The organism is Pseudomonas fluorescens (assembly GCF_040448305.1).
Classification (GTDB): domain Bacteria; phylum Pseudomonadota; class Gammaproteobacteria; order Pseudomonadales; family Pseudomonadaceae; genus Aquipseudomonas; species Aquipseudomonas fluorescens_BH.
Window position 1 is genome coordinate 6,037,474 of sequence record NZ_CP148752.1, and the last position, 23,511, is coordinate 6,060,984.

The following is a 23,511-nucleotide window of genomic DNA, read 5'->3' on the forward strand; positions in this document are numbered from 1 at the left end:
CCTGCTCGCGATTGCATCACCGCAGTGTAAATACCAGACCGAGTCGCCCGCATCGCGAGCAGGCTCGCTCCCACAAGGGTCGGTCGTGAACTGAAGACTTGTACATAACAGGAGGCCCCGCCCCATGGCCGTATATGCCCATTCCGTCGGCGCCCAGACCTATCGCTTCGACAGCCTCAAGGATGTAATGGCCAAGGCCAGTCCGGCGCGTTCCGGGGATTTTCTGGCTGGCGTCGCGGCCCTCAATGACGGCGAGCGCGTCGCGGCCCAGATGACTTTGGCCGACATTCCGCTATCCCACTTCCTGCAAGAAGTGTTGATTCCCTATGAGTCCGATGAAGTCACCCGCCTGATCATCGACACCCACGACAAACAAGCCTTCGCGGTCGTCAGCCACCTCACCGTCGGCGGCTTTCGCGACTGGCTGCTCAGCGATGCCGCCGACGAGCAGGTCCTGCGCGCCCTCGCCCCCGGCCTCACCCCGGAAATGGCCGCCGCCGTGTCGAAGATCATGCGCGTACAAGATCTGGTGCTGGTGGCGCAAAAAATCCGCGTGGTCACGCAGTTTCGCGGCACCCTGGGCCTGCGCGGTCGCCTGTCCACGCGCTTGCAACCGAATCACCCCACCGACGAACCGGCGGGCATCGCCGCGAGCATTCTCGACGGCCTGCTGCACGGCAACGGCGATGCCATGATCGGCATCAACCCGGCCACCGACAGCATCGCCTCGATCTGCGCCATGCTGGAGATGCTCGACGCGATCATCCAGCGCTACGAAATCCCGACCCAGGCTTGCGTGTTGACCCATGTCACCACGTCGATCGAAGCGGTCAATCGCGGCGTCCCGTTGGACCTGGTGTTCCAGTCTATCGCCGGCACCGAAGCGGCCAACGCCAGTTTCGGCATCAACCTCAATATATTGCAGGAAGGTTACGACGCAGGATTGAGCCTCAATCGCGGCACGCTGGGCCAGAACCTGATGTACTTCGAAACCGGCCAGGGCAGCGCCCTGTCGGCCAACGCCCATCACGGCGTCGATCAGCAAACCTGCGAAACCCGGGCCTATGCCGTTGCGCGGCATTTCAAACCGTTCCTGGTGAATACCGTCGTCGGCTTCATCGGCCCGGAATACCTGTACAACGGCAAACAGATCATCCGCGCCGGCCTGGAGGACCACTTCTGCGGCAAATTGCTCGGTGTGCCCATGGGTTGCGACATCTGCTACACCAACCACGCCGAAGCCGACCAGGATGACATGGACACCCTGCTGACCCTGCTGGGCGTCGCCGGGATCAACTTCATCATGGGCATCCCCGGCTCCGACGACATCATGCTCAACTACCAGACCACCTCGTTCCACGATGCGCTCTACGCGCGGCAGACCCTGGGGTTGAAGCCCGCGCCGGAGTTCGAGCAGTGGCTGGCGAAAATGGGCATCTTCACTCAAGCGGATGGCAGGGTTCTCTTCGGCGACAGCCTACCGCCAGCCTTCCGGCAGGCCTTGGCGCAACTGGGATAAGCATTGACATGGATAAACTACCCTTCGATCCACACAACCCTTGGCTGGAACTGCGGCGCCTGACGCCGGCGCGAATCGCTCTGGGCCGCACCGGCACCAGCATTCCCACCCGCGCGCAACTGGACTTCCAATACGCCCACGCTCAGGCGCGGGATGCGGTGCACTTGCCGTTTGAGCATGCCTTCCTCAATGCGCAATTGGCCGAACGTGATCGCGAATGTCTTTTGCTGCACAGTGCGGCGACGGATCGCAACACCTACCTGCAACGCCCCGATCTGGGGCGAAAACTCAGTGGTGCCTCGGCGCAGACCCTGCGTGATTACGCGGCGGCCCATCCGGGAGGCGTGGATCTGGTGATCGTGGTCGCCGACGGCCTGTCGGCACTGGCCGTTCATCGCCATACCCTGCCGTTTCTAGCGCGCTTCGAAGAGCAAATGGCCGGGGACAACTGGACTATTGCGCCGGTCGTACTCGTGGAACAGGGCCGGGTGGCCGTCGCCGATGAGATCGGTGAGTTGCTTGGCGCAAAAATGACCGTGATCCTCATTGGCGAACGCCCTGGCCTCAGCTCTCCGGACAGCCTGGGTTTATATTTCACCTACAATCCCAAGGTGGGCCTTACCGATGCCTACCGTAATTGCATCTCCAATGTCCGACTCGAAGGCCTGAGCTATGGCATGGCGGCACACCGTTTGCTGTATTTGATGCGCGAAGCCTGCCGGCGGCAGTTGTCAGGGGTCAATCTGAAGGACGAAGCGCAGGTTCAGACACTGGAGTCGGACACGGGAGGCGACATGAAAGGTAATTTCCTGCTTGGCCCGCCGAATGCCTGAACCGCTTGCGCATTGCACATTCGTACCAGTTTCAGGCAGGATCGTTGCGCGGCCGCCAAGGGTTTCCCATCGCCGTCAGAGACGTAAGACAGCCACTTGAAGACGAGACCTACCATGCGGATTATTCAAGCGACCCTCGAACACCTGGACCTGCTGACCCCGTTGTTCGTCAAATATCGCGAGTTTTATGGTTCCCTGCCGTATCCGGACTCGTCCCGGGCGTTCCTCGAAAAACGCCTGCGTCGCAAGGAGTCGGTGATCTACCTGGCGCTGTCCGATGACGACAGCAACAAACTGATGGGCTTCTGCCAGCTATACCCGAGCTTCTCCTCGCTTTCGCTCAAACGTGTGTGGATCCTCAACGATATCTATGTCGCCGAGGACGCCCGCCGCCAGTTGGTGGCCGACAACCTGATCCGCACAGCAAAAAAAATGGCCAAGGAAACCAATGCCGTGCGCATGCGTGTTTCCACCAGCAGCAACAACGAAGTCGCGCAGAAAACCTACGAGTCCATCGGATTCAAGGAAGACACCGAATTCAAGAACTATGTGCTGCCGATCAGCGACGAACTCTGAATCACCTGCACCCTGCTCGCGATGGCATCGATCGGATTACACTGGTCCAACGAGGCGACGGCATCGCGAACAGGCTCGCTCCCATCTGTTCGTTATCAAACATCAGCCCTGTCATGACATTCCCCGCTACAATCTCGACGCGATTTTCACCACTCGCCTCGTATAATCCCGATATTCCCGGCTTGTAAGAAAAACTACCCCTATCCGTAGTCTTACGCGAAGTCATCCGCACAGGCCTGCTGAGACGGGCCGTCACCACAGGTGCTATCCATGGATTTCAACCCGATCGACATTGTCCTGCATCTCGACGTCTACCTCGACATGCTTGTAACCAACTACGGGGCATGGATCTACGCCATTCTGTTCATGGTGATCTTCTGTGAAACGGGCCTTGTGGTCATGCCCTTCCTGCCGGGCGACTCCTTGCTGTTCATTGCCGGCGCCGTGGCGGCCGGTGGTGGCATGGACCCGGTACTGCTCGGCGGCCTGCTGATGCTGGCGGCGATCCTGGGCGACAGCACCAACTACATCATCGGACGAACGGCGGGTGAAAAACTGTTCAGCAATCCGGACTCGAAGATCTTCCGTCGCGACTACCTGCAACAAACCCACGACTTCTACGACAAGCACGGCGGCAAAACCGTGACCCTGGCGCGCTTCCTGCCGATCATCCGTACTTTTGCACCGTTCGTCGCCGGCGTGGGGAAAATGCCTTATCCGCGCTTCTTTGCCTTCAGCGTGCTGGGCACCATCCTGTGGGTCGGCGGCCTGGTGACGCTCGGTTACTTCTTCGGCAACGTGCCGTTCATCAAGAAGAACCTGTCGCTACTGGTAGTCGGCATCATCCTGCTCTCGCTGGTGCCGATGATCATTGGCATGGTGCGTAACCGACTTGCGGGTTCGAACTCCAAAGCCGAATCGCGCTGACACGATGTGGTCCCTGAGCGCCTGGCGTCGCCGGCGCACCCTGGCAAAACACCCGATTGCCGATGACATGTGGCAACGGGTGCGCCATCACCTGAGTTTTCTCGATGGCATCAGCGCCGCCGAAGACCAATGGTTGCGCGAAGCCTGCGTGCTGTTCCTCGAAGACAAGCACCTGAGCGCCCTGCCCGGTGTCGAACTGCATCAGGAACAACGCTTGCTGCTCGCAGCCCAGGCGCAATTGCCACTGCTGCACCTCGGCGACCTGAACTGGTATCAGGGTTTCCACGAAATCATTCTCTACCCCGATGACTTCCTCAGCCCCCAGCGCCATCGCGATGCCAGCGGCGTCGAGCACGAATGGGACGGTGAACACAGCGGTGAAGCCTGGCAGCAAGGCCCGATCATCCTCGCCTGGCCCGGCGTAATGGCCAGTGGTGGCTGGGAAGGCTACAACCTGGTGATCCACGAACTGGCGCACAAACTCGACATGCTCAACGGCGTCGCCAACGGCCTGCCGCCGTTGCATCCCGACATGCGCGTCAGCGACTGGGCCAGCGTCATGCAAGAGGCCTACGACGACCTCGACCGGCAACTGGAACGCAATCCCGATGCCGAAACTGCCATCGACCCGTATGCCGCCGAGAACCCTGCCGAGTTCTTCGCCGTCACCAGCGAATACTTCTTCAGCGCCCCGGATTTGCTGCACGAGGCCTATCCACAGGTGTACCAGCAGTTGAAGCTGTTCTATCGCCAGGACCCGCTGGCGAGGTTGAAGCAACTTCAGGCGCATGATCCTGTCTATCAGGCACACCAGTGAGCGCCATACGACTTCTGGTCCATGGCGTCGATACAGGAATATGCCTATAATCGCCGCCACTTTTTGGTCAATCCGGCCAAGTGTTTTTGGTCAACTAACGGGGGCAACGCCCAATGAGCTACAGCAAGATTCCGGCTGGCAAAGACCTGCCGAACGACATCTACGTCGCGATCGAGATTCCGGCCAACCACGCGCCGATCAAATACGAAATCGACAAAGACAGCGATTGCCTGTTCGTTGACCGTTTCATGGCCACCCCAATGTTCTACCCGGCCAACTACGGTTACATCCCGAACACCCTGGCTGACGACGGTGATCCCCTCGACGTGCTGGTCGTAACCCCTTACCCGGTTGCTCCAGGTTCGGTAATCCGTGCCCGTCCGGTCGGCATCCTGAACATGACCGACGACGGCGGCGGCGATGCCAAAGTCATCGCAGTCCCACACGACAAGCTGTCCCAGCTGTACGTCGACGTGAAGGAATACACCGACTTGCCAGCGCTGCTGATCCAGCAGATCGAGCACTTCTTCGCGAACTACAAAGATCTCGAAAAAGGCAAATGGGTGAAGATCGAAGGCTGGGCCGGCGCAGACGCCGCCCGCGAAGCGATCACCAAGTCGGTTGCTGCCTACAAAGGTTAAGAGCAGCCGCGTGCTTCAAGCGACAAGCTTCAAGAAAAACCCCGGTTGATCCGGGGTTTTTTGTGGGCGCTTGATAAGCACGCTAAACATTGCGTTTAACCTTCCTCGATCTTGGTTTTTACTTGTTTAAAATTCCCCAAGAGCGTCTTACATCCAGTCGTAAATTTCCCGCAAAATTTGAACGAGGCGTTTATTCAAACCCTTGTTAGCCGCCAGTAGACTCGCGTTCATGAAAAAGAACACTAGCGGCCCACGCTTCAAAGCGCTCCTCGAAGCAGCGAGCATCACGACCACCGGATTTGCCGAATTCCTGGATACGGCTCCGCAAAATGTACATAACTGGTACACCCGCGGTGTGCCCGCCCACTGCATGGAAGAAGTCGCCAGAAAACTCTCCGTCAGCAGCGACTGGCTGAAAACCGGCGAAGGCTCGAAAGACGCCCAACACCTGCGCCTGCTCGACGAAACCGGCAACACCTTCGATGCCCAGACCATCCGCGGTGTCTACACGGTCATCGAGCCTGTCGACGTCGAACTGCCTTTGTACAAAGAAGCTGTCATCGCCCCGGGCTCCAACGAGACCCACGTCATAGAAGACCCCGGGCAATCCATCCGCCTGCCCCGCAGCCACCTTGATTCCCTGGAAATCAACCACGCCGACGCCATCTGTGTCTTCATGAGCGGTAACAGCATGGGAGAGAAAATTGAAGACGGTTCGACCCTGGCGATTGACCGTGGCCTGACTCAGATTATCGATGGCGAGATCTACGCCATCGAACATGACGGCATGCTACGCATCAAGTACCTGCACCGACTACCGGGCAACTCCCTGCGACTGCGCAGCCACAACCGCGCCGAGTACCCGGATGAAATCTTCAGGGCCGCACAAATCGAAGAGCAGAACATCAGGGTGCTGGGCTGGGTGTTCTGGTGGTCGACCCTGAACAAACGGCGGCCGGCGGTGCCGTTTCTTTAAGCGCTCCAGAACGCCCATCGGCCGCCCACCCGGGTGGCCAAACGGCTCTGCCCGGCACTTCCCGCTGGGAATTTGCGTCAAACCTGCGTATGCTGCGCCCCACATTTGCGCATCGACCCACCTTGCGGCTCAGATGCACTGACCTGGCAGATGACTTTCTCACCAGGTCCCACAGCCGGACGCAAGATCCGGGTGTACGTTTTGAAGGCTGGCGCGGTTTACCAAAAATGATCCAAGCCAGTCCCCGAGAAGCCGGCCACAAGCCGGCTTTTTAATGCCTGAAAGAAAGTGATTCACAACAAAAATCACTCAGTCCCTTCAGTATTCAGCGCATAAAACTCCTGCAACTTGGCTTGCAACAGTTTCTTGTCTGGCAATTGGGTGTGGTACTCCGCGATCAAGGCAGGTGACAGTGAGCGGTTCAGGGCGTACTCGACGATTTCGTCCTCTTTGCTCGCGCACAGCAATACGCCGAGCGCCGGGTTTTCGTGTGGCTTGCGGACATTGCGGTCCAACGCTTCAAGATAAAAATCCATCTTCCCCAAGTATTCCGGCTCAAAGCGCCCGACCTTGAGTTCGATCGCCACCAGGCAGTTCAGCCCACGGTGGAAAAACAACAGATCCAGCGCAAAGTCCCGCCCACCTACCTGCAACGGATATTGTGAACCCACAAAGCAGAAGTCCCTGCCCAGTTCGATCAGAAAATCCCTGAGCTTGTGCAACAGGCCTCCATGCAAGTCAGTCTCTGCATGACCACGCTCCAGAGCCAGAAACTCGACCACGTAGGCATCCTTGAACACATCCAGGGCCTGGGGATGAATTTGTCTCAGCGGTGCTGACACTTTTGCCGGGCTGACCACTGAACGTTCAAACAGAGCTGCCTTGAACTGACGCTCCAGTTCGCGGCTCGACCACTTCTCCTGGATTGCCATGCGCAGGTAAAACTCACGCTCCTCCGGGCGTTTGCTCTGGTTGAGGATGATCAGATTCTGGGTCCAGGGTAATTGTGTCAGCAGTGCTGACACTTTTGCATCGCCCCTGTATGCCTCATAGAACTGGCGCATTCGAAATAGATTTCGTCGCGTAAACCCACGCAGTCCAGGCTGTGTGCGCTCAAGGTGCATAGCCAACTGGGCGACGACTCCATCACCCCACTCCGCCGCTTCAATTTTGCGACTGATGTAGGCCCCAACCTGCCAGTGCAGTTCAATCAGCTCAGTGTTGACCGCCTGCATGGCGCGTTGTCGTGCCGCCACAATCAGTTGGGTGATTTCGTTGAAAGCAGAATCGAGAGAGATATTGCTACGAAGCTCATTCACGTTAGGGCATTTCCATGTCAGTTGGAGGGCCCTTTCAATTACTCCTGATGCCGATGCAGGAACATTCACAATGTATTTCTGCATGAAACAACGCTAATAGGCCTCCACCTCGCCGTGTGCAAAGCCTGCGTAAGTTGTACCTCACCTCACGGATAACTGAACGACTTCACCAACGTCAACTCCCCCACCGCACGCATCGGCACCAGGAAGGTCTCCATCTTCTCGCTCGGCGTGCCTTCCTCGGTGATCACCGTCACCTGCGCCGTGGTCAGCGCTTGCACCGCGTCTTCCTGCCCCTCCTCATCATTGCTGTAGCCGCCGCCGAAGTAGTTCACATACACCAGATATTGCCCCTTGATCGGCGCGGGCATGGCGAAGATTTCCGGGCCGAAGCCGGTGGTGACGTCGACGTCGAGCGCGGCACCGTTGGGGGCGACGCGGTCGCCGTACCAGATGTGCGCGCCGTCGGGAGTGATCAGGTGCAGGTCGAGGTCGGTGCCGTCGCTGTCCCACGCCAGCAATACGCGCAATTTGGCCGGGGTCGCACCGCCGCTGCTGTTGAGAAATTGCGTGCGTTGACGCTGCTGACCATCAGGGCTGCGAACCTCGACGCTGTTGCTGCCGTTGGGGAATGAGAACGGGCGATCGAAGCGGCCGGCCGGGTCGATTTTCAGCGGCATGCTCACTCCGTTGACGATCAGCCGACCGGGCTCTGTGGATTTGGCTGTGGCTTTGATCTGCCCGCTGATGCGAGCGGTGTTGGCCTGCCCTGCCGGGGTATTCACCGACGAGGCCGGGTAGTTGACGGTCTGCCGGAAGTTTTCCCCTTCGCCCTCAGGCGCGCCGGTGCGCCAACCGCCTGCGGGGGTGTCGAGTTTGACGCTGTCAGCCGCCATCACCGATGGCAACGCCACCAGCGAACAGAGCAACAGCAAGACCTGTGGATAACGGAGTTTCATGGACTATTCCAGCAAGAGGTGGCGGGCGAGCCCTTCGATGTAGGTTTCGTCCTGGCCGTTGGGGTGTGCGTCGAAGGCCAGGTGCAGGTATTCGTGGGTCAGGTCGAGGCGGTCTTGCAGTGTCTGCGCGCCACGCACGTAGATGCGCTGACGTTCACGGTCGACATAGGGGCGGCCGAAGGCCAGGCGGCAGACGGCGAAGGTGCTGACTTCGTTGTAGCCGGTTTCGCTTTCAAGTTTCTGGCGCCAGCCGCGCCGTTGTTTCTGCAGCCATTCGTGCGCGGCGGGCAACGCTTCGCAGGACGCGACCGGGTTGTCCCAGCGACTGAGACTGGCGCGTGGGTAGGCGTGCAGCAGGATGGCGTCGTAGCGCTGGCCGGCACGGGCCTGTTCGACGGCTTGCTGCCAGGACAGTTTGTCCGGGCCGGGTTGATCGGAATGGTAGGTGACGGTGCTGCCGGCCAGCACCAGGTCGCTGGTCCAGGCGGCGATGTCGCGAGCCTCGGACGACGCCGGACGCGGTGCGACCCGCTGACGGCTGCTGCTGTCATCGATGCTGAGGCAGTCACCGCTGCGCGTGGCGTTTTGCAGCAGGTAAGTGCGGATGGCCACGGCCAGGGCTTTGGCGGCCTCGACCGGTTCGGCACTGGCTTCGCGCTGAAGAACACGGGCAACGTACTCTTCGCGATCCAGACGAGCCACGAGCTTGTCGCTCATCAGAAACAGTTCACCGTCGCTGTGAATATCCAGCGCATTGCCGTTGGCGAATTCGACGCGGTAATCACCCTGCAATGCCCCGGAAATCAACGCGGTGCCCTCTGACAGCACGCGCCGAAGTGGATAGCGGGAGAACAGGTCGACCTCTACGCACTGCCCTGCATCCACAGGCCATGCAACAGGGATCACCGTAGACAGTGCCTGCGCGTAATCTCGAAGAACCCGTTGACTCGTACCGCGCCCGCCGGCCCAGACCGGTGTAGCGTCCGCCGTCCAACCGGCAAACCCGCCCTGACGCGATGCAGCATCCTGATCCGCCAGCCAGCTCCAGGTCTTGACCCGCAGGCGGCTTCCGAGTTCGCCGACGACATGGCCATCGGCGGCATTGAGCACCACATCGAGCAACACACGTCGGGCTTGATCCTGCGCCGGCAGCACGGCCAACACCTTCAACAGTTCTGCTACCGAAACCCGTGTAGCCGGTTGCAACGAAGGCAAATCCAGCAACCATTGCGGCGCCTGGCGCGCCTGCCAATAGGCTCGCCAGTCGGCATCGCCGATGCCCAACCGCGCGGGCTCGAAATACAGACCGCATGACTTCACCAACGCCTGATCACGCTCGATCCTGCCGCCCGCCGTGCAGCAATAAACCTCTTCCTTCGACTGGCCGCGACATTCATAAGCCGGCTCACGCGCGCCGGTGTCCACCAGCCAGGCGTAGACGAACAACTTCCACACACTGCCCAGCGGCGTCTGCAACGTCTGCGGCAACGGCTCGCGGGTGATCACCTGCGTTCGGCTCAGCGACAACAAGTCGCCCTTGAAGGCCAGGCGCAAAGGTTCGTCCTGCGCCGCTGCCAGCACAGGGATCAAACACAGCAACCAACCTATCAGCAGCCTGTGCACGTCAGTGAACCGTGACCTGGCCAAGGGCTGCCTTTTGTTCAAGCGCCTGATGCTGCGGCGCATAAACCTGCGTGAAACGCACCGGCGGCAAGTTGAACTGGCCCTTCTGCGAGAAACGCACCAAGTGCCGCAGGCGCAATTCGCCACTCAAGGCATCGACCGGAACGGCGTAAGCCATTTGCCCCGGTTCGAATCGCGCCTTCTCCAGCGATGTCGGTTCGGTGCCAGCCTTGCCCATGAGCTTGATGCCCCAGGTCGTGCGCTCGACATCGGCGCCCGGTGGCAACGGCACTTCCAGCATCCCGTAACGCAACGGCTTGGCGGCTTTGCTGGTGACGATCACTTCGTCGAGATAGAGGTTGTCGCTGGACAGCGGCGCGTTGCCGACCGCCTCAAGTTTGAAGGTAAAGGCCTCATCCCCCGGCACCAGTCGCGACAGGCGACGGGTGATGGTCACGGCCATCGGATCGACCGCCGGCTGTTGGCTGCGGTAGCTCAATGCAGCGCGCAGCGGACGCTCTTGGGCGCCGGTCAGCGTCAATACCGTCGGCACTGGCGCAGCCCCCTGCCACGTCCAATACATCTCACCAGAAACCCCGTACTGCTTCTTCCAGCCGTCACCCGGCGCCAACGCAATGGTGGGCGATGCCTGCTCGATGCTGCGTTGCAGCCAGGTCAACGCCAACGCACGTTCCAGAGTCGATTGCTGTGGCAGCAAACGTTGCAGCAAGGCCTGGGCGTGAGCCTGATCGAAGGGTTGCAGCGACAGGTTCAGCGCTTCGGCAAACGGCTGGGAACTGACCGCCAGACGTTGCTGCGCGTCGGCCAGTTGCCGATTGAACGCGTCCGGCAAAACGACCTTCGCTTGCCTGGCCAGTGATGCCGTCAGCGCTCGAGCGGCAGCCAGCCCCAAGGCGGAATCCGGATCGCTCATGACGAGGCTGTCTTCGCCGTCCTCCATCAGGTTCGCGGCAGTGCCCTCGCCCGCATTCGCCAGGTCGTCCATCAAGCCACTGAGCAAGGTGTTGACCGGCAACTGCATCTGTTTGGCGAACGACAGGATCAGCGCCCGCTGCAACAGCGGCGTGTTCTTCGCCTGCTTGGCGTAGACCTCCAGCACCCGCTGCCAATGCTCCGGCGGCAGGCTCAGTTCCAGCACCTGGCTAGCGTGCCAGTCGGCGTAATAGGCGTAGGCGGTGAGGAAGGCATCGGGCTCGCCGTCCATGCCCCACCAGGTGAAGCTCGCCGAAGGGCCGGCCATTTGCACCAGGCGCAAGCGACTGTTTTGCATGATCAGGCGCAGACGATCACGGATCTGCGGATTCGCCGCCAGCGTCGGGTAGGCGATGCTCAACGGCAGCAGGCGGCTGGCGGTCTGCTCGACGCCACCGTAGGGGTAGCTCAAGAGATCGTCGAGGGCAGAACGGAACAACGCTTGCGGACTGTCATCCAGGCGCAGGCGGATATCACTGGCGTCCGCCGGCAACGTCAGCGGCGTATCGCCCTCACCCACATCAAGGCTCTGGGTTTGAGTCACCTGCCAGCCTTCACCGGTCGCGCTCAGGCGCACCGCCAGGGCATCAGCGGTTTTGCCATCCTGCACCAGTTCGGCGCTCCACTCGCCATTGGCCAGTTCAAAGGTCGGCAACGGGATGTAGTTGATGCCACTGTTCAGGGTCACGGGCACCCGCTGTTCGTTGCCGGCGTAACGGGTCACCAGTTCGGCCTTGACCGGTTTCTCGGCCTGGCTGAAAGCGAACACGCCGAGGTCCGGTTTGTCGCCGGCGCGGAATCGGGTCGGGCCGCTCCACTTCAGGTACAGCGGTTTTTCCGAGCGCACGAATTGCTTCTTCTGCCCGACCTGCCCGCCATCGGCGATGGCCCTGGCGGTGATGCGCCAGCGGGTCAGGGAGTCAGGCATCTTGAAGGTGAAGCGGGTTTTGCCGTTGGCATCGGTCAGCAATTCAGGCTGCCACGCAGCGGTGTCGACGTCCTCGCGACGCGGTCGCTCCAGCACTTTCACGCCGCGTTCACTGCGGTTGGCTTTGCCCGGTGCACCGGGACTACCCGGCAAGGCGACGTCATAACTGATGAACGACAAACTGGCGCTGGTGCGCACGTTGTTGCGCCGTGGGTGATAGAAGAACTGGTCGATGCTCGGCGCCACTTCCGGTTGCAGGGCGTAGACCATTTCATCGACCACGCTGACCGTCAGGTGCGCGGGAATCGCTTTGCCGGCGAACTGGGTGGTCAGGTCTACAGAGACGGTTTCACCCGGCTGATAGGTTTCCTTATCCGTGGTGATGGCCACGTCGATCTGTGGTGTCACCACCTTGATGCCGGCGTTCTGGAAACTGTACTGGCCGCCCTTGGTGTACAGCACCGAGAAGGTCAGGTTCGGCGCGAAGCCGTCCTTCACCGGGATGCGCGCGCGGTATTGGGTATCGCTGAGTTTTTCCATCTTCAGCCAGTCGCCGCCCCTGGACAGCAGCGCGGTCGCTTCGACCTTATCGCGCTCCAGAGAAAGCAGCGCATCGCTCACTGGCTCGGGGAAAGTGATCAGCGCCAGCGCTTCATCGCCTGCGATGTACTCGGACTTGTCGAGGACGATTTCCACGGTGCCGGGTACGGCTTTGACACCTTCGCCGGTAACCGAATGGCCGGTGGCGCCGACCACCCGGCCATGATCATCCTTGAGCGTCAGGTTGTAGGTGCCCGGCCGATCGAAGGCCAGGATGAACCCCTTGTCGGTTGCCGCAAGTTTGCCTTCGCCGGTGCTCTGGTCCTCCAAACGCACCCAGCCATAGCTGCCCGGCGTAACGGCATCGGCCTGCTCGCCTTCGCGGGTGTAGCTGAAGGCAACCTTGTCACCCACCGCGCTGAAACGCCGAGGCGCGCTCAAGCGGAAATTCGCCGCGCCACGGTCGATGAGGATTTCCTTGGTGGTCTTGACCCGATACGCCGCACCGTCGCTGGCAAACACGGTGAGCATGTAGCGACTCGGTTTGTCCGCTGCCGGCAAATCGAGGGACGCATTGCCCTTGGCGTCGGTGGTCAATTCGGTGCTGGTCAGCTCTACCGGAAATTGCCCGAGGTATTGCAGTTCGTTGTCGACCATCGACAGTTGTTGGGCGCGCAGGCTCAGGCTCAATTTCGCATTGGCCACCGGTTTTCCGTCCGGGTACAGCAGCACCAGGTTGCCCTTGACCGGCTCGCCAGTACGGTAATCCTGCTTGGTCAGATTGAGCGAAATCTCGAAGTGCGGCTTGATGTATTCAGCGACGCGAAAGGCGCTGCTGTAGGCCTGATCCTTGTAGTTGAAACGCAGTTCATATCCACCGGCCACGGCGTTGTCCGGTAACTGGAATCGGCCTTGAGTGCCTGCCTTGGAATCGAGCTTCAGATCGAGGGATTGCAGCGCCGTGCCGGTCGCATCCAGCACGGTCACATTGACATCGGCCGCGCCTGGCTGCACCGAGTCCCGCGCGTTCTTGAACTCCCGCCCGACGATTTTCAGCGACACCCAATCCCCCGGCCGATACAGCGGCCGGTCGGTGAAGGCATAGAGTTTGGTGTCGTAGATTTCGCTGTCGTAGTAGAAATTCTCGGAGACGAACACCCCGCCCTCTTCGTCTTCGCCGATCACGAACGAGCGCTCGGGGCTGACGTGTTTCAGGCGCAGCAAGCCGTCGGTATCGGTGGCGCCGCTGCTCATGACGCCGAGGCCATCGGTCCACAACACATTGACCTTCGGCACCGAGCTGCCTTCGTGTTTGCGCGCGGCCCACACCAGCAATTCGTCACCGGCGATCTTGCTCACCGCCACGGTGTTGGAGACGAACACCATGGTGGTCGCGCGGTACTTGCCGATCAGCGCTTCCACCAGATACAGACCCGGTTTGAGATTGCCCAACGGGATGTATACGTTGCCCGGCGCGACGCTGACGAACTCACTGGAAGAACCGGCCAGGTTCACCCCCGCAGGTGGCTGGATCGGCTTGGCCTGCCACAACGGATAACGGAACTGGGTGACCACCGGCAAACCCGGTATCAGCGCGAATTGCGGCTGCGCATCGTAGGGCGTTGGCGCGGCCATCGCGTTGCCCATCTTCAGTTCCGGCACTTCCTCGGTGACCTGTTTACGCGACTCGTAGGAAAACGCCCGCTGCATCACCCGACGGGATTTGCGATACCAGTTGTCCCACAGGTACGCGAGGGTATTGGACAGACCTTCTCCCTTGAACTGGCCATCGCTGACCACCCGATGCAGGTTCTTCTGGCGCTTGAGAAAATCCAGCGGCTTGTCGATGCGATACACCCGAATGTCTGCGCCGCCGTAGGGTTCCATGCGAAACCGGCGATAGTCGCGACCCGGCGCTTCGAGGCGCACCATCGCCGGTTCATCGCTGGCAAAACTGCTGTCGGCCAGCAGGAAAAAACTCTCGCCGGCCACCGGCGCATAGCCGCTGGCCGGGACCGAGTCGTCCGCATCAACCGCCGAGAAAGGCAGCACCAATACCAACATCAGAGACAGAAAACGCAGCATGCGGGCACCGGTCATTGGGAAAGAAAATTCAGTCGATAGACGCCGATGAAGTTGGGGTTGGCTGCGTCGGGTATCCATCGGGTGTCCTTCCATGTCATGAGTTGCTGCAGGCTTGCCGAACGCATGCCGTTGTCGGTGGGTGTGCTGGTGCCGGTGTGATAGGCGATGTAGCGGCCCATCCAGATCATCAGGTGCTGGTCATCGCCCTGATCGAAAAACATCAGGTCGCCAGGGCGTGCTTGAGACACATCGCGGCTGACCAGATGGCTGTTGAACTGGATCAATTTGATCGCATTGACGTATGGCCCGACCTTGCCGCCGCCCTGCTGCCATTGCTGGGCAAGACCGCGCTGGGCGTCGCTCAGTTGCAGCTCCGGCGGCAGGTAACGATTGGACAGGCCATTGCTGCGCAGCCATTTGTCGTCATGGACTTTCAGCGCTTCGTTAGCGGCGAAACGCACCAGCCCGGCGCAGTCTTGCTGATACCAACGGGGGCTCGGGCCCTGGCTGAGTTGCTCCTGGGCGATGCGCACGAACCAGGCGCGAAACACCTGGGATTGCTGTGGGTCGAGCGATGGTGCCTCGACAGCGTGGGCACCCGCGCTCAGCAACAACGCCAGAAGGCCGAGACTTCGGATCAACGCCGTCACAGCGCTTTCCACTCCAGCGGCAGCCATTGCCAATGGCCGTCGGGCTCGCTGCCTTCGGGCAAGGTCAGGGCGTATTTACCGTAGCCGCCGAGCTTGCGCAGTTTCGGGATCAGGTAGGTTTGCGCGGCGTTGTAGAACACCGGTTCCATGTCCTGAGGCAGGCTGTCGAGGGTTTCCTGCTGCATCAATTGCGCCATGGAATCGGGGCCGAAATACACCGGCATCAACAGGTCTTTCGGTACCACGTCGGCCATCGGCGGGAAGCGTTTGTCGAGGGTGCCGAGGGCCTTATCCACAAGCTTGTCGTCGAGGGAAAACAGCAATGTTGAGCCATGGCGGGCCAGGCTCACACGCATGAACGTCTTGCCGCTGATCGCCTCCGGATTTTCGGCGTCCTTGGCTTTGTACGGGCCGAAACTGGAACTGACTTGCCGCTGCCACTGATGGCTCTGCCCTTCCTGTTTCTCCACCACCGGGAATGCGTGCTCGGCGACATTGCCTTCATAGGCGCCGACCATCGAGCCGAACAGCTTGCCCAGATCGCCATCGAGCGTGCCGCCATCCTCGTCGTTCAGACTGGCCACCAGCAACGGCGTGTACAGACGCGAATCAGCGTACCAGCAAAGCCCCGCCGCGCCGGCCATGTGTTCGGTCAACGCTTGTGCCACGTCATCTTCGGCACCGAGTTTCACCAGCAGCGGTTTCTGTTGTTCGGCAGCCAGCGGCAACGCCACGCAAGCGCTGGCACCCATGGGCATGGCTTGCCAGATCGGTTTGAAATCGAAGTCCGGCTGATTCTCCAGCTCATCCATGGCCAGGAAGCTGTGCCAGCCCTTGTCGTCCATGTCGAAGCGCAAGCCGGCGAAGTTCGGAATGAAGCGTTGGTAACCCATGGCCAGCACGCTGGCATTCACCGACAGGCGTTGTTTTACCTCCGGTGCACGAGGCGGCAGGCCGAAGGCTTCGGGGAACAGTTTGTCGCCATTGAGCAACGCGGCAATGGCCGTGGTCGATACGCTGCCCGATTCTTCCGTTGCGCCACTTTGCGGATCGTAGAGTTTCACCGGGTTGGACAGCACCACCAGTTTGTCGCCACGGGACGCGAACAGCAGCGCCTTGCTGGCGTTGTAACTGAGTTGAAAGAGCGCCACGTCATCGGTACCGACTTTCAAGTCAGCGACCTTGCTCAACTGCGAGTCGTCCAGCGCCACTTTGGCCAGCGGCTCCAGCACCTTGGCCAGCCCGCCGCGATCCATCACCAGCAGGAAATCCTTGAGCCGCCCATCCGCCCCGCGCCACAACGCTACGTCTGCAGGTTGATCGAACAGTTGCTCGATCAAGGTGTCCTGCAACTTCAGGTCATGTTCGTAGATGATCCGCCGCAAGCTGCCGATCAACCCCAGGCGATCGGCGTGGGTTTCGTAATAGAAGACGAAATCTTCGGTCAGGGTTTCCTTGAGGAACGGCACCGCCAGCAGGTCCTTGGGCAACTGGCTCAGGGAATGGGTTTCCAGCAGGCCATCCGGGCGGCTCATGCCCAGTTTGTCACTGGCCAACACAGGTGCCGGAGCCTTGGGCTTGTGCATGAACCACCCCAGCCCACCGGCCACAACAACGACCAGGCATATCCCGATCAGCAGCGTGGGCCAATGCAGGGAAGGTTTGACCGCTGGGGCGCCAGCGGCCGGAGTAACAGTGCTATCACTCATGTTCACAAAACCCGATGTTCATCCGTGGAGCGGGGATGCTTAGTAGTTGAAAGTCTTGACCAGCAGCAGGTCGCCGATTGCGCGCAGGGGCACGATGAACGTCTCGCGTTTTTCATCGACGGTGTTTTCGTTGAGCACCAGGTTGATCTGCGAGGTAATCACCTCATTCTGGTTGCCGGACTCATCGAAGTTATAGCCGCCGCTGCCGAAGTTGCCCCAATAGTTCACGTAAACCAGATAAGTGCCATGCAGCGGTGCGGTCATGGTGAACATTTCCGGGCCCGGGCCATCGACGCCGTCAGGGTCGAGGCCGCCGCCATTGGTCAAGGCCGGATGCGCCCAAAAGGCATGCTGGCCATCGGGCGTGACAATATGCAGGTCGAGTTCGGCTTTCGGATCGTCCCAACCCAGCACCACGCGAATCCGCGCCGGGGTGCGCAGGTTGTTGGCTTCATAGAATTGAACACGCTTGAGGGACTGGCCTTCGGCGCTGCGCACTTCGACGCTGTTGGAGCCGGCGCCAAACGCATAGGGCCGGGCGAAACGCCCTTGCTCGTCGGTATAGAGATTCAGCGGATTACCGTTGACCGCCAAGGTGTGCGGCCCACGCTGGGTGCCCAGGGCCTTCAGTTGGCCTTCGATCATCGTGCGATTGCGCTGCACGCCGCGGTCGATGGGTGGCGTGGGATAGGCGACTTGCGGGTTTTCGCTACGGTCCAGCAGACCGTTGTAACGCCAGCCGCCCACCGGTTCCGATAATTCAGCACTCGGCGCGGCCAGAATCACAGGCGCGAAAACCAGCCCGATCAGCAGCAAAAGAAATGAGCGCATGCGACGCCTCCTGCCATGCATGACGAAACCTTGCGCCTGATCCTGGGCGCGTTACAGATGTGGATACTGCGTTTCGTCTGAAAGACCCGTGACTGCCAGGTCGTATAGGGCTCGAAGGTTAGCCATTCGGGTGTTTTTTAACAATCGAATGGCTCCGAAATTGCGGTGGGAATCACGGTAACGGGTGGACGGTGAGCCGAATAGCGATGTTATTCGGCTCATAAAGTGAGCCGAATAATCCGTATCGTCGGGTTGCCACGAACTTTGTGGCACTCACAACCAAGGCTTTCGAATCCCCCCTTAATTTGCCCATGACCCCCCTATCTGCTAGTGTCGCGCCGGTTTAACGTCAACCGGAAATCGCCGCCATGGCCCGCAAAAAAGCTGCACTGGATTTCGAACAATCCCTCGCCGACCTGCAAACGCTGGTGGAGCGTCTGGAGAATGGCGAATTGTCGCTGGAGGACTCGCTGGCCGCTTTCGAGCAAGGCATCGGTCTGACTCGCGACTGCCAGGCGGCGCTGGCCCAGGCCGAGCAAAAGGTTCAGGTGCTGCTCGAGCGCGATGGCGAGTTGGCCGAGGAACCCTTCGACGCGGATCAGCCAGAATGATTGCAGCGTACTCGGCAAGCAGCCAGGCCCGTGTCAATGCGGCTCTGGAAACCCTGTTCATTGCGCCAAGCCCCGAGCTGGCGCGACTGTATGAGGCCATGCGCTACAGCGTGATGAATGGCGGCAAACGCGTCCGTCCACTGTTGGCCTACGCCGCGTGCGAAGCGTTGGGCGGCAAGGCCGAGCAAGCCAACGGCGCAGCCTGTGCGGTGGAGCTGATCCACGCCTATTCGCTGGTGCATGACGATTTGCCGGCGATGGACGATGACGACCTGCGTCGCGGCCAGCCAACCACCCACAAGAAATTCGATGAAGCCTGCGCGATCCTCGCCGGCGACGGCTTGCAGAGCCTGGCCTTCAGCGCCCTGCTCGATCCACGCCTGAGCACTTCGGAGGCTGAAATCCGCCTGCAAATGGTCAGCGCCCTGGCGCTGGCGGCAGGCCCCGCGGGCATGGTCGGCGGTCAGGCCATCGACCTCGGCTCGGTCGGCCTGAAGCTTGATCAGAAAGCCCTGGAGTACATGCACCGGCACAAGACCGGCGCGTTGATCGAGGTCAGCGTCAAACTCGGCGCCCTGGCCAGCGGGCGTGCCGAGAAAGACGAACTCAAGTCCCTGCAGACTTATGCACAGGCCATCGGCTTGGCATTCCAGGTGCAGGACGACATTCTCGACGTTGAAAGCGATACCGAAACCCTCGGCAAACGCCAGGGTGCCGACATTGCCCGGGATAAACCGACCTACCCGGCCCTGCTCGGCCTCGACGCCGCCAAGGCCTATGCCCTGGAGCTGCGCGACCAGGCCCTGCACGCCCTGCGACCGTTTGACGCAGCGGCCGAGCCGTTGCGCGATCTGGCCCGGTATATCGTCGATCGCCGCAGCTGACGGCGAATCCGCCAAAAAAAACCAACGCGTGGGCAGGGACCGATGCATCAGGTAAACTGCCGCATCTTTTATACCTATAACGATTCGCCTGATGCCCACGACGTTTCATGAGATTCCCCGCAAGCGCCCGACCACGCCCCTGCTCGACCGCGCGAACACGCCGGACGGCCTGCGCCGGTTAGGCGAAGCCGAGCTGGAAACCCTGGCCGATGAGTTGCGCCTGGAATTGCTCTACACGGTCGGCCAGACCGGTGGGCATTTCGGTGCCGGCCTGGGCGTGATCGAGCTGACCATCGCGCTGCATTACGTCTTCGACACCCCGGACGACCGGCTGGTGTGGGACGTGGGTCATCAGGCTTATCCACACAAGATCCTCACCGGTCGTCGCGAGCGCATGGGCACTCTGCGCCAGAAGGACGGCGTCGCTGCCTTCCCGCGCCGCTCCGAGAGCGAGTACGACACCTTTGGCGTCGGCCACTCCAGCACCTCGATCAGTGCAGCGCTGGGCATGGCAATTGCCGCCCGCCTGCAAAACAGCGAGCGCAAGGCGATCGCGGTGATCGGCGACGGCGCGTTGACCGCGGGCATGGCGTTCGAGGCGCTGAACCATGCGCCGGAAGTGGACGCCAACATGCTGGTGATCCTCAACGACAACGACATGTCGATCTCGCGCAACGTCGGTGGCCTGTCGAACTACCTGGCGAAGATCCTTTCCAGCCGCACGTATGCGAGCATGCGCGAAGGCAGCAAGAAAGTGCTGTCGCGATTGCCCGGTGCGTGGGAAATCGCCCGTCGCACCGAAGAATATGCCAAGGGCATGCTGGTTCCCGGCACGCTGTTCGAAGAGCTGGGCTGGAACTACATCGGCCCGATCGATGGCCACGACCTGCCGACCCTGATCGCCACCCTGCGCAACATGCGCGATCTGAAAGGCCCGCAGTTCCTGCACGTCGTCACCAAGAAAGGCAAAGGTTTCGCCCCGGCGGAAGTCGACCCGATCGGTTACCACGCCATCACCAAACTCGAACCGCTGGACGCCCCGGCCGCCGCGCCGAAAAAGGCCAGCGGGCCGAAGTACTCCGGTGTGTTCGGTGAATGGCTGTGCGACATGGCGGCTGCCGATCCGCGCCTGGTCGGGATTACCCCGGCGATGAAGGAAGGCTCGGACCTTGTGGCTTTCAGCGAACGTTTCCCGCTGCGCTACTTCGACGTAGCCATTGCCGAGCAGCACGCTGTCACCCTCGCGGCCGGCATGGCCTGCGAAGGCGCCAAACCCGTGGTGGCCATCTATTCGACCTTCCTGCAGCGCGGCTACGACCAATTGGTGCATGACGTCGCGGTGCAGAATCTCGACGTGCTGTTCGCCATCGACCGCGCAGGTCTGGTGGGCGAAGACGGTCCGACCCACGCCGGCAGCTTCGATTTGTCGTTCCTGCGCTGCATTCCCGGCATGCTGGTGATGACGCCGAGCGATGAAAACGAGCTGCGCAAGATGCTCACCACCGGTCACCTGTACGAAGGCCCGGCGGCGGTGCGCTACCCGCGCGGCAACGGCCCGAACGCGACCATCGAGAAAGACCTCGAGCCGATCGAGATCGGCAAAGGCATAGTCCGCCGCCAGGGCAGCAAAGTCGCCCTGCTGGTGTTCGGCGTGCAACTGGCCGAAGCCCTGAAAGTCGCCGAGACGCTGGACGCGACCGTGGTCGACATGCGTTTCGTCAAGCCGCTGGATGAAGCGCTGGTTCGCGAAATCGCCGGCAGCCACGAACTGCTGGTGACCGTCGAAGAAAACGCGATCATGGGCGGCGCCGGTGGCGCGGTCAGCGAATTCCTCGCTCGCGAGAACATCCTCAAGTCGGTGCTGCACCTGGGCTTGCCGGACATTTACGTCGAACACGCCAAGCCTGCGCAAATGCTGGCTGAGTGTGGTTTGGATGAGGCGGGAATCGAAGCGTCCATTCGCGAGCGCCTGCAACTGCTCAACATCTAAATCCCTGGATACATGCAACACCCTGTGGGAGCGGGCTTGCTCGCGAAAGCGTCGGATCATTCAACTGAGAAGTTGACTGTCACTCCGCCTTCGCGAGCAAGCCCGTTCCCACATTTGATTTGTGTGCGCCACGAAACACCAACGGACTACCAATGAAGTTCTCCCGCCTCGCCCTGCCCCTGCTTCTGCTGCCCACCGCTAACGCCTATGCCGACACCTTCGAACGCGACCAGGCCCTGAAGCTGCCCGACGTATTGATCAGCGCCAACCGCCAGGTCGAAGCACGCAATGACAGCAGCGCCGCCAACACCGTATTCACCCGCGAAGACATCGATCGCCTGCAACCCGAAAGCGTCACTGATCTGTTGCGTCGGGTGCCAGGCGTGCAAGTCTCGCAGACCGGCGGGCGCGGCAGCCTTCCGGGTATCTACATCCGCGGCACCCAGTCGGCCCAGAGCCTGGTGCTGGTGGATGGCCAACGCATTGGCAGCTCGACCTCCGGCGACAGCAACCTGCAACACATCAATATCGAGCAGGTCGAGCGCGTGGAAGTGCTGCGTGGCTCCCGCTCGGTGATTTACGGTAGCGATGCGATTGGCGGTGTGATCCAGATTTTCACCCGTCGTGGCGGCGAACAAGGTCTGCAGCCGCGGATGCACGTCGGCTTCGGCAGCAATCAGACCTGGGAGCGCGGCCTTGGCCTGTCCGGTGGTGATGAGCGAACCCGCTTCAACCTCGGCGCCAGCCTCGATGAAACCGCCGGGATCAATCGCACCCATGAGTCATACCCCAGCGACGGCGACCATGACGAGTACCGAAACCAGTCGTTCAGCCTGAGCTTGAGCCACGCACTCAGCGATGACATCGAAATCGGCGCCAACGCGTTGGATAACCGCGGCAAAAGCGAGTTCGACAACCCGTTCGGGCGCTTCGACATGAATACGTTCGAGTCGGTCCAACAGCAGCCCTACAACGAATTCGATGTGAGCAGTGTCAGCAGTTACATCGACGCGCGCATCAATGATCTGTGGAAAACCCGCATCGAGTTCGGCCACAGCGAAAACCGCGAGAAGACCCTGGACAAGCTCAGCGATGAGCGCAGCGTGTTCAACACCTACCGCGATTCGGTGAACTGGCAGAACGACCTGACGCTCAACGAGCGCAACAGTTTGCTGCTCGGCGGTGACTGGTATGAAGACCGCATCAACAGCAGCACCGCATTCGATGAGGACAGTCGCTGGAACCGTGCGGCGTACATCCAGCATCACTATCGGGCCGACAGTTTCTCCACAGAGCTGGGCTTGCGTCACGACGATAACCAGCAGTTCGGCAGCCAGAACACCTGGAGTGGCACCTTCACCCTGCCGCTGAACCCGGACAACGAAGTGCTGCTGACCTACAGCGAAGGCTTCCGCGCGCCGACGTTCAACGACCTGTACTACCCCGACTTCAGCAACCCGGACCTGAAGCCTGAAACCTCGAAAAGCTACGAGCTGCAATGGCGCAGCCAATTGACCGAGAACAGTCGCCTGGAGACGTCGCTGTATCGCACCGACCTTGAAGACGCGATCATCTTCGGCAGCAACTCGCGCCCCGAGAACGTTGCTTCCGCGCGAATCAACGGCTTCGAAGCCGCACTGAAGCAGGAACTGTTTGGCTGGCAGAGCAATCTTGGCATTGCGATCATCGACCCACGCGACCGTGACACGGGCCATACCCTGGCCCGTCGCGCGCGACGCACCTTGAGCTGGGACCTGGACCGACAGTTCGATCGCCTGGGCCTCGGCGCGAGTTGGCAAGCGGTCAGCAGCAGCTATGACGATCTGAACAATCAACAGCCGTTGGGTGGTTATGCATTGTTGGGACTGCGTAGCAGTTGGGAGCTCAATCGTGAAATCAGGCTGGAGCTGAAGGTCGATAACCTGCTGGACAAGGGTTACAGCCGGGCGTTGTACAGCTTCCAAGGTAGCCAGTACGGGTATCGCGAGGAAGGTCGGGCGTGGATGTTCGGGGTGACCTGGACGCCGGGGAGTTGACCTGAAGTTTTCGGCGCATGGAATGGCCTCATCGCGAGCAAGCTCGCTCCCACAGAATTGCGGT

General features: G+C 60.8%; 18 protein-coding genes. 11 read left to right on the plus strand and 7 right to left on the minus strand.

The genetic code is table 11. The features are described 5' to 3' along the window. Positions 1 to 124 precede the first annotated feature (124 nt). The 7 genes from WHX55_RS27530 (at position 125) to WHX55_RS27560 (ending at position 6,289) form a co-directional block, all read left to right on the plus strand. A complete protein-coding gene (locus tag WHX55_RS27530) occupies positions 125 to 1,519 on the plus strand; it encodes an ethanolamine ammonia-lyase subunit EutB (protein ID WP_150726941.1) in 1,395 nt (464 codons plus the stop codon). Positions 1,520 to 1,527: 8 nt separating this feature from the next. Beyond that, the gene (gene eutC, locus WHX55_RS27535) at positions 1,528 to 2,352 is read left to right on the plus strand and encodes an ethanolamine ammonia-lyase subunit EutC (protein ID WP_353741648.1); all 825 of its coding nucleotides are present in this window, start codon (positions 1,528 to 1,530) and stop codon (positions 2,350 to 2,352) included. 114 nt (positions 2,353 to 2,466) lie between these two features. Then, entirely contained in the window at positions 2,467 to 2,928 is a 462-nt protein-coding gene (locus WHX55_RS27540) for a GNAT family N-acetyltransferase (RefSeq protein WP_007990572.1), read from the plus strand. A 270-nt stretch (positions 2,929 to 3,198) separates the two neighbouring features. After that, entirely contained in the window at positions 3,199 to 3,855 is a 657-nt protein-coding gene (locus WHX55_RS27545; RefSeq protein ID WP_150757783.1) for a DedA family protein, read from the plus strand. Between the two features lie 4 nt (positions 3,856 to 3,859). Further along, positions 3,860 to 4,672 (plus strand): M90 family metallopeptidase, encoded by an 813-nt coding sequence (locus tag WHX55_RS27550; RefSeq protein WP_046041660.1) that lies wholly within the window; start codon positions 3,860 to 3,862, stop codon positions 4,670 to 4,672. Between the two features lie 113 nt (positions 4,673 to 4,785). Then, a complete protein-coding gene (ppa, locus tag WHX55_RS27555; protein ID WP_007990564.1) occupies positions 4,786 to 5,313 on the plus strand; it encodes an inorganic diphosphatase in 528 nt (175 codons plus the stop codon). 229 nt (positions 5,314 to 5,542) lie between these two features. Then, a complete protein-coding gene (locus WHX55_RS27560; protein ID WP_150726938.1) occupies positions 5,543 to 6,289 on the plus strand; it encodes a S24 family peptidase in 747 nt (248 codons plus the stop codon). Positions 6,290 to 6,594: 305 nt separating this feature from the next. Here the strand turns inward: WHX55_RS27560 and WHX55_RS27565 are convergent, their stop codons facing one another. The 7 genes from WHX55_RS27565 to WHX55_RS27595 all read right to left on the minus strand — a co-directional run bounded on the left by WHX55_RS27565 (position 6,595) and on the right by WHX55_RS27595 (position 17,926). Further along, positions 6,595 to 7,524, minus strand: coding sequence for a PDDEXK nuclease domain-containing protein (locus WHX55_RS27565; RefSeq protein ID WP_353743090.1), 930 nt, complete (start codon positions 7,522 to 7,524; stop codon positions 6,595 to 6,597). A gap of 230 nt (positions 7,525 to 7,754) precedes the next feature. Continuing rightward, positions 7,755 to 8,567: a DUF2135 domain-containing protein gene (locus tag WHX55_RS27570; protein ID WP_353741649.1), complete on the minus strand. Its 813-nt coding sequence runs from the start codon at positions 8,565 to 8,567 to the stop codon at positions 7,755 to 7,757. Positions 8,568 to 8,570: 3 nt separating this feature from the next. After that, the gene (locus WHX55_RS27575; RefSeq protein WP_353741650.1) at positions 8,571 to 10,190 is read right to left on the minus strand and encodes a DUF2300 domain-containing protein; all 1,620 of its coding nucleotides are present in this window, start codon (positions 10,188 to 10,190) and stop codon (positions 8,571 to 8,573) included. A gap of 1 nt (position 10,191) precedes the next feature. Then, entirely contained in the window at positions 10,192 to 14,751 is a 4,560-nt protein-coding gene (locus WHX55_RS27580) for an alpha-2-macroglobulin (RefSeq protein WP_353741651.1), read from the minus strand. After that, positions 14,748 to 15,413 carry a DUF1175 family protein gene (locus tag WHX55_RS27585; protein ID WP_353741652.1) on the minus strand — a complete coding sequence of 222 codons (666 nt, stop codon included), beginning with the start codon at positions 15,411 to 15,413 and terminating at the stop codon, positions 14,748 to 14,750. Before WHX55_RS27585 ends, WHX55_RS27580 begins: the two co-directional genes overlap by 4 nt. Beyond that, a complete protein-coding gene (locus tag WHX55_RS27590) occupies positions 15,383 to 17,095 on the minus strand; it encodes a DUF2138 domain-containing protein (RefSeq protein ID WP_353741653.1) in 1,713 nt (570 codons plus the stop codon). The genes WHX55_RS27585 and WHX55_RS27590 overlap by 31 nt, the downstream gene beginning before the upstream one ends. A 39-nt stretch (positions 17,096 to 17,134) precedes the next feature. Further along, on the minus strand, positions 17,135 to 17,926 hold the full coding sequence (locus tag WHX55_RS27595; RefSeq protein WP_353741654.1) for a DUF2135 domain-containing protein: 792 nt from the start codon (positions 17,924 to 17,926) through the stop codon (positions 17,135 to 17,137). Positions 17,927 to 18,294: 368 nt separating this feature from the next. On the opposite strand from WHX55_RS27595, the gene WHX55_RS27600 reads away from it, so the two are divergent. The 4 genes from WHX55_RS27600 (at position 18,295) to WHX55_RS27615 (ending at position 23,447) form a co-directional block, all read left to right on the plus strand. Next, on the plus strand, positions 18,295 to 18,537 hold the full coding sequence (locus WHX55_RS27600; RefSeq protein ID WP_007970180.1) for an exodeoxyribonuclease VII small subunit: 243 nt from the start codon (positions 18,295 to 18,297) through the stop codon (positions 18,535 to 18,537). Further along, entirely contained in the window at positions 18,534 to 19,421 is an 888-nt protein-coding gene (gene ispA / locus WHX55_RS27605) for a (2E,6E)-farnesyl diphosphate synthase (protein ID WP_150726907.1), read from the plus strand. The genes WHX55_RS27600 and ispA overlap by 4 nt, the downstream gene beginning before the upstream one ends. A gap of 91 nt (positions 19,422 to 19,512) precedes the next feature. After that, positions 19,513 to 21,411 carry a 1-deoxy-D-xylulose-5-phosphate synthase gene (gene dxs, locus WHX55_RS27610; protein ID WP_150726906.1) on the plus strand — a complete coding sequence of 633 codons (1,899 nt, stop codon included), beginning with the start codon at positions 19,513 to 19,515 and terminating at the stop codon, positions 21,409 to 21,411. A gap of 152 nt (positions 21,412 to 21,563) precedes the next feature. Beyond that, complete coding sequence (locus tag WHX55_RS27615) at positions 21,564 to 23,447, plus strand: TonB-dependent receptor (RefSeq protein WP_353741655.1); 1,884 nt, start codon at positions 21,564 to 21,566, stop codon at positions 23,445 to 23,447. Positions 23,448 to 23,511: the final 64 nt, after the last annotated feature.

Bases quoted from the DNA above. Each gene is read 5' to 3' on its own strand.
- ispA (WP_150726907.1), top strand. From the start codon at position 18,534: ATGATTGCAGCGTACTCGGCAAGCAGCCAGGCCCGTGTCAATGCGGCT.
- WHX55_RS27570 (WP_353741649.1), bottom strand. From the start codon at position 8,567: ATGAAACTCCGTTATCCACAGGTCTTGCTGTTGCTCTGTTCGCTGGTG.
- eutC (WP_353741648.1), top strand. From the start codon at position 1,528: ATGGATAAACTACCCTTCGATCCACACAACCCTTGGCTGGAACTGCGG.
- WHX55_RS27540 (WP_007990572.1), top strand. From the start codon at position 2,467: ATGCGGATTATTCAAGCGACCCTCGAACACCTGGACCTGCTGACCCCG.
- WHX55_RS27585 (WP_353741652.1), bottom strand. From the start codon at position 15,413: ATGGCTGCCGCTGGAGTGGAAAGCGCTGTGACGGCGTTGATCCGAAGT.
- WHX55_RS27530 (WP_150726941.1), top strand. From the start codon at position 125: ATGGCCGTATATGCCCATTCCGTCGGCGCCCAGACCTATCGCTTCGAC.
- WHX55_RS27600 (WP_007970180.1), top strand. From the start codon at position 18,295: ATGGCCCGCAAAAAAGCTGCACTGGATTTCGAACAATCCCTCGCCGAC.
- WHX55_RS27565 (WP_353743090.1), bottom strand. From the start codon at position 7,524: ATGCAGGCGGTCAACACTGAGCTGATTGAACTGCACTGGCAGGTTGGG.
- WHX55_RS27595 (WP_353741654.1), bottom strand. From the start codon at position 17,926: ATGCGCTCATTTCTTTTGCTGCTGATCGGGCTGGTTTTCGCGCCTGTG.
- WHX55_RS27590 (WP_353741653.1), bottom strand. From the start codon at position 17,095: ATGAGTGATAGCACTGTTACTCCGGCCGCTGGCGCCCCAGCGGTCAAA.
- WHX55_RS27550 (WP_046041660.1), top strand. From the start codon at position 3,860: ATGTGGTCCCTGAGCGCCTGGCGTCGCCGGCGCACCCTGGCAAAACAC.
- dxs (WP_150726906.1), top strand. From the start codon at position 19,513: ATGCCCACGACGTTTCATGAGATTCCCCGCAAGCGCCCGACCACGCCC.
- WHX55_RS27545 (WP_150757783.1), top strand. From the start codon at position 3,199: ATGGATTTCAACCCGATCGACATTGTCCTGCATCTCGACGTCTACCTC.
- WHX55_RS27560 (WP_150726938.1), top strand. From the start codon at position 5,543: ATGAAAAAGAACACTAGCGGCCCACGCTTCAAAGCGCTCCTCGAAGCA.
- WHX55_RS27615 (WP_353741655.1), top strand. From the start codon at position 21,564: ATGAAGTTCTCCCGCCTCGCCCTGCCCCTGCTTCTGCTGCCCACCGCT.
- WHX55_RS27580 (WP_353741651.1), bottom strand. From the start codon at position 14,751: ATGACCGGTGCCCGCATGCTGCGTTTTCTGTCTCTGATGTTGGTATTG.
- ppa (WP_007990564.1), top strand. From the start codon at position 4,786: ATGAGCTACAGCAAGATTCCGGCTGGCAAAGACCTGCCGAACGACATC.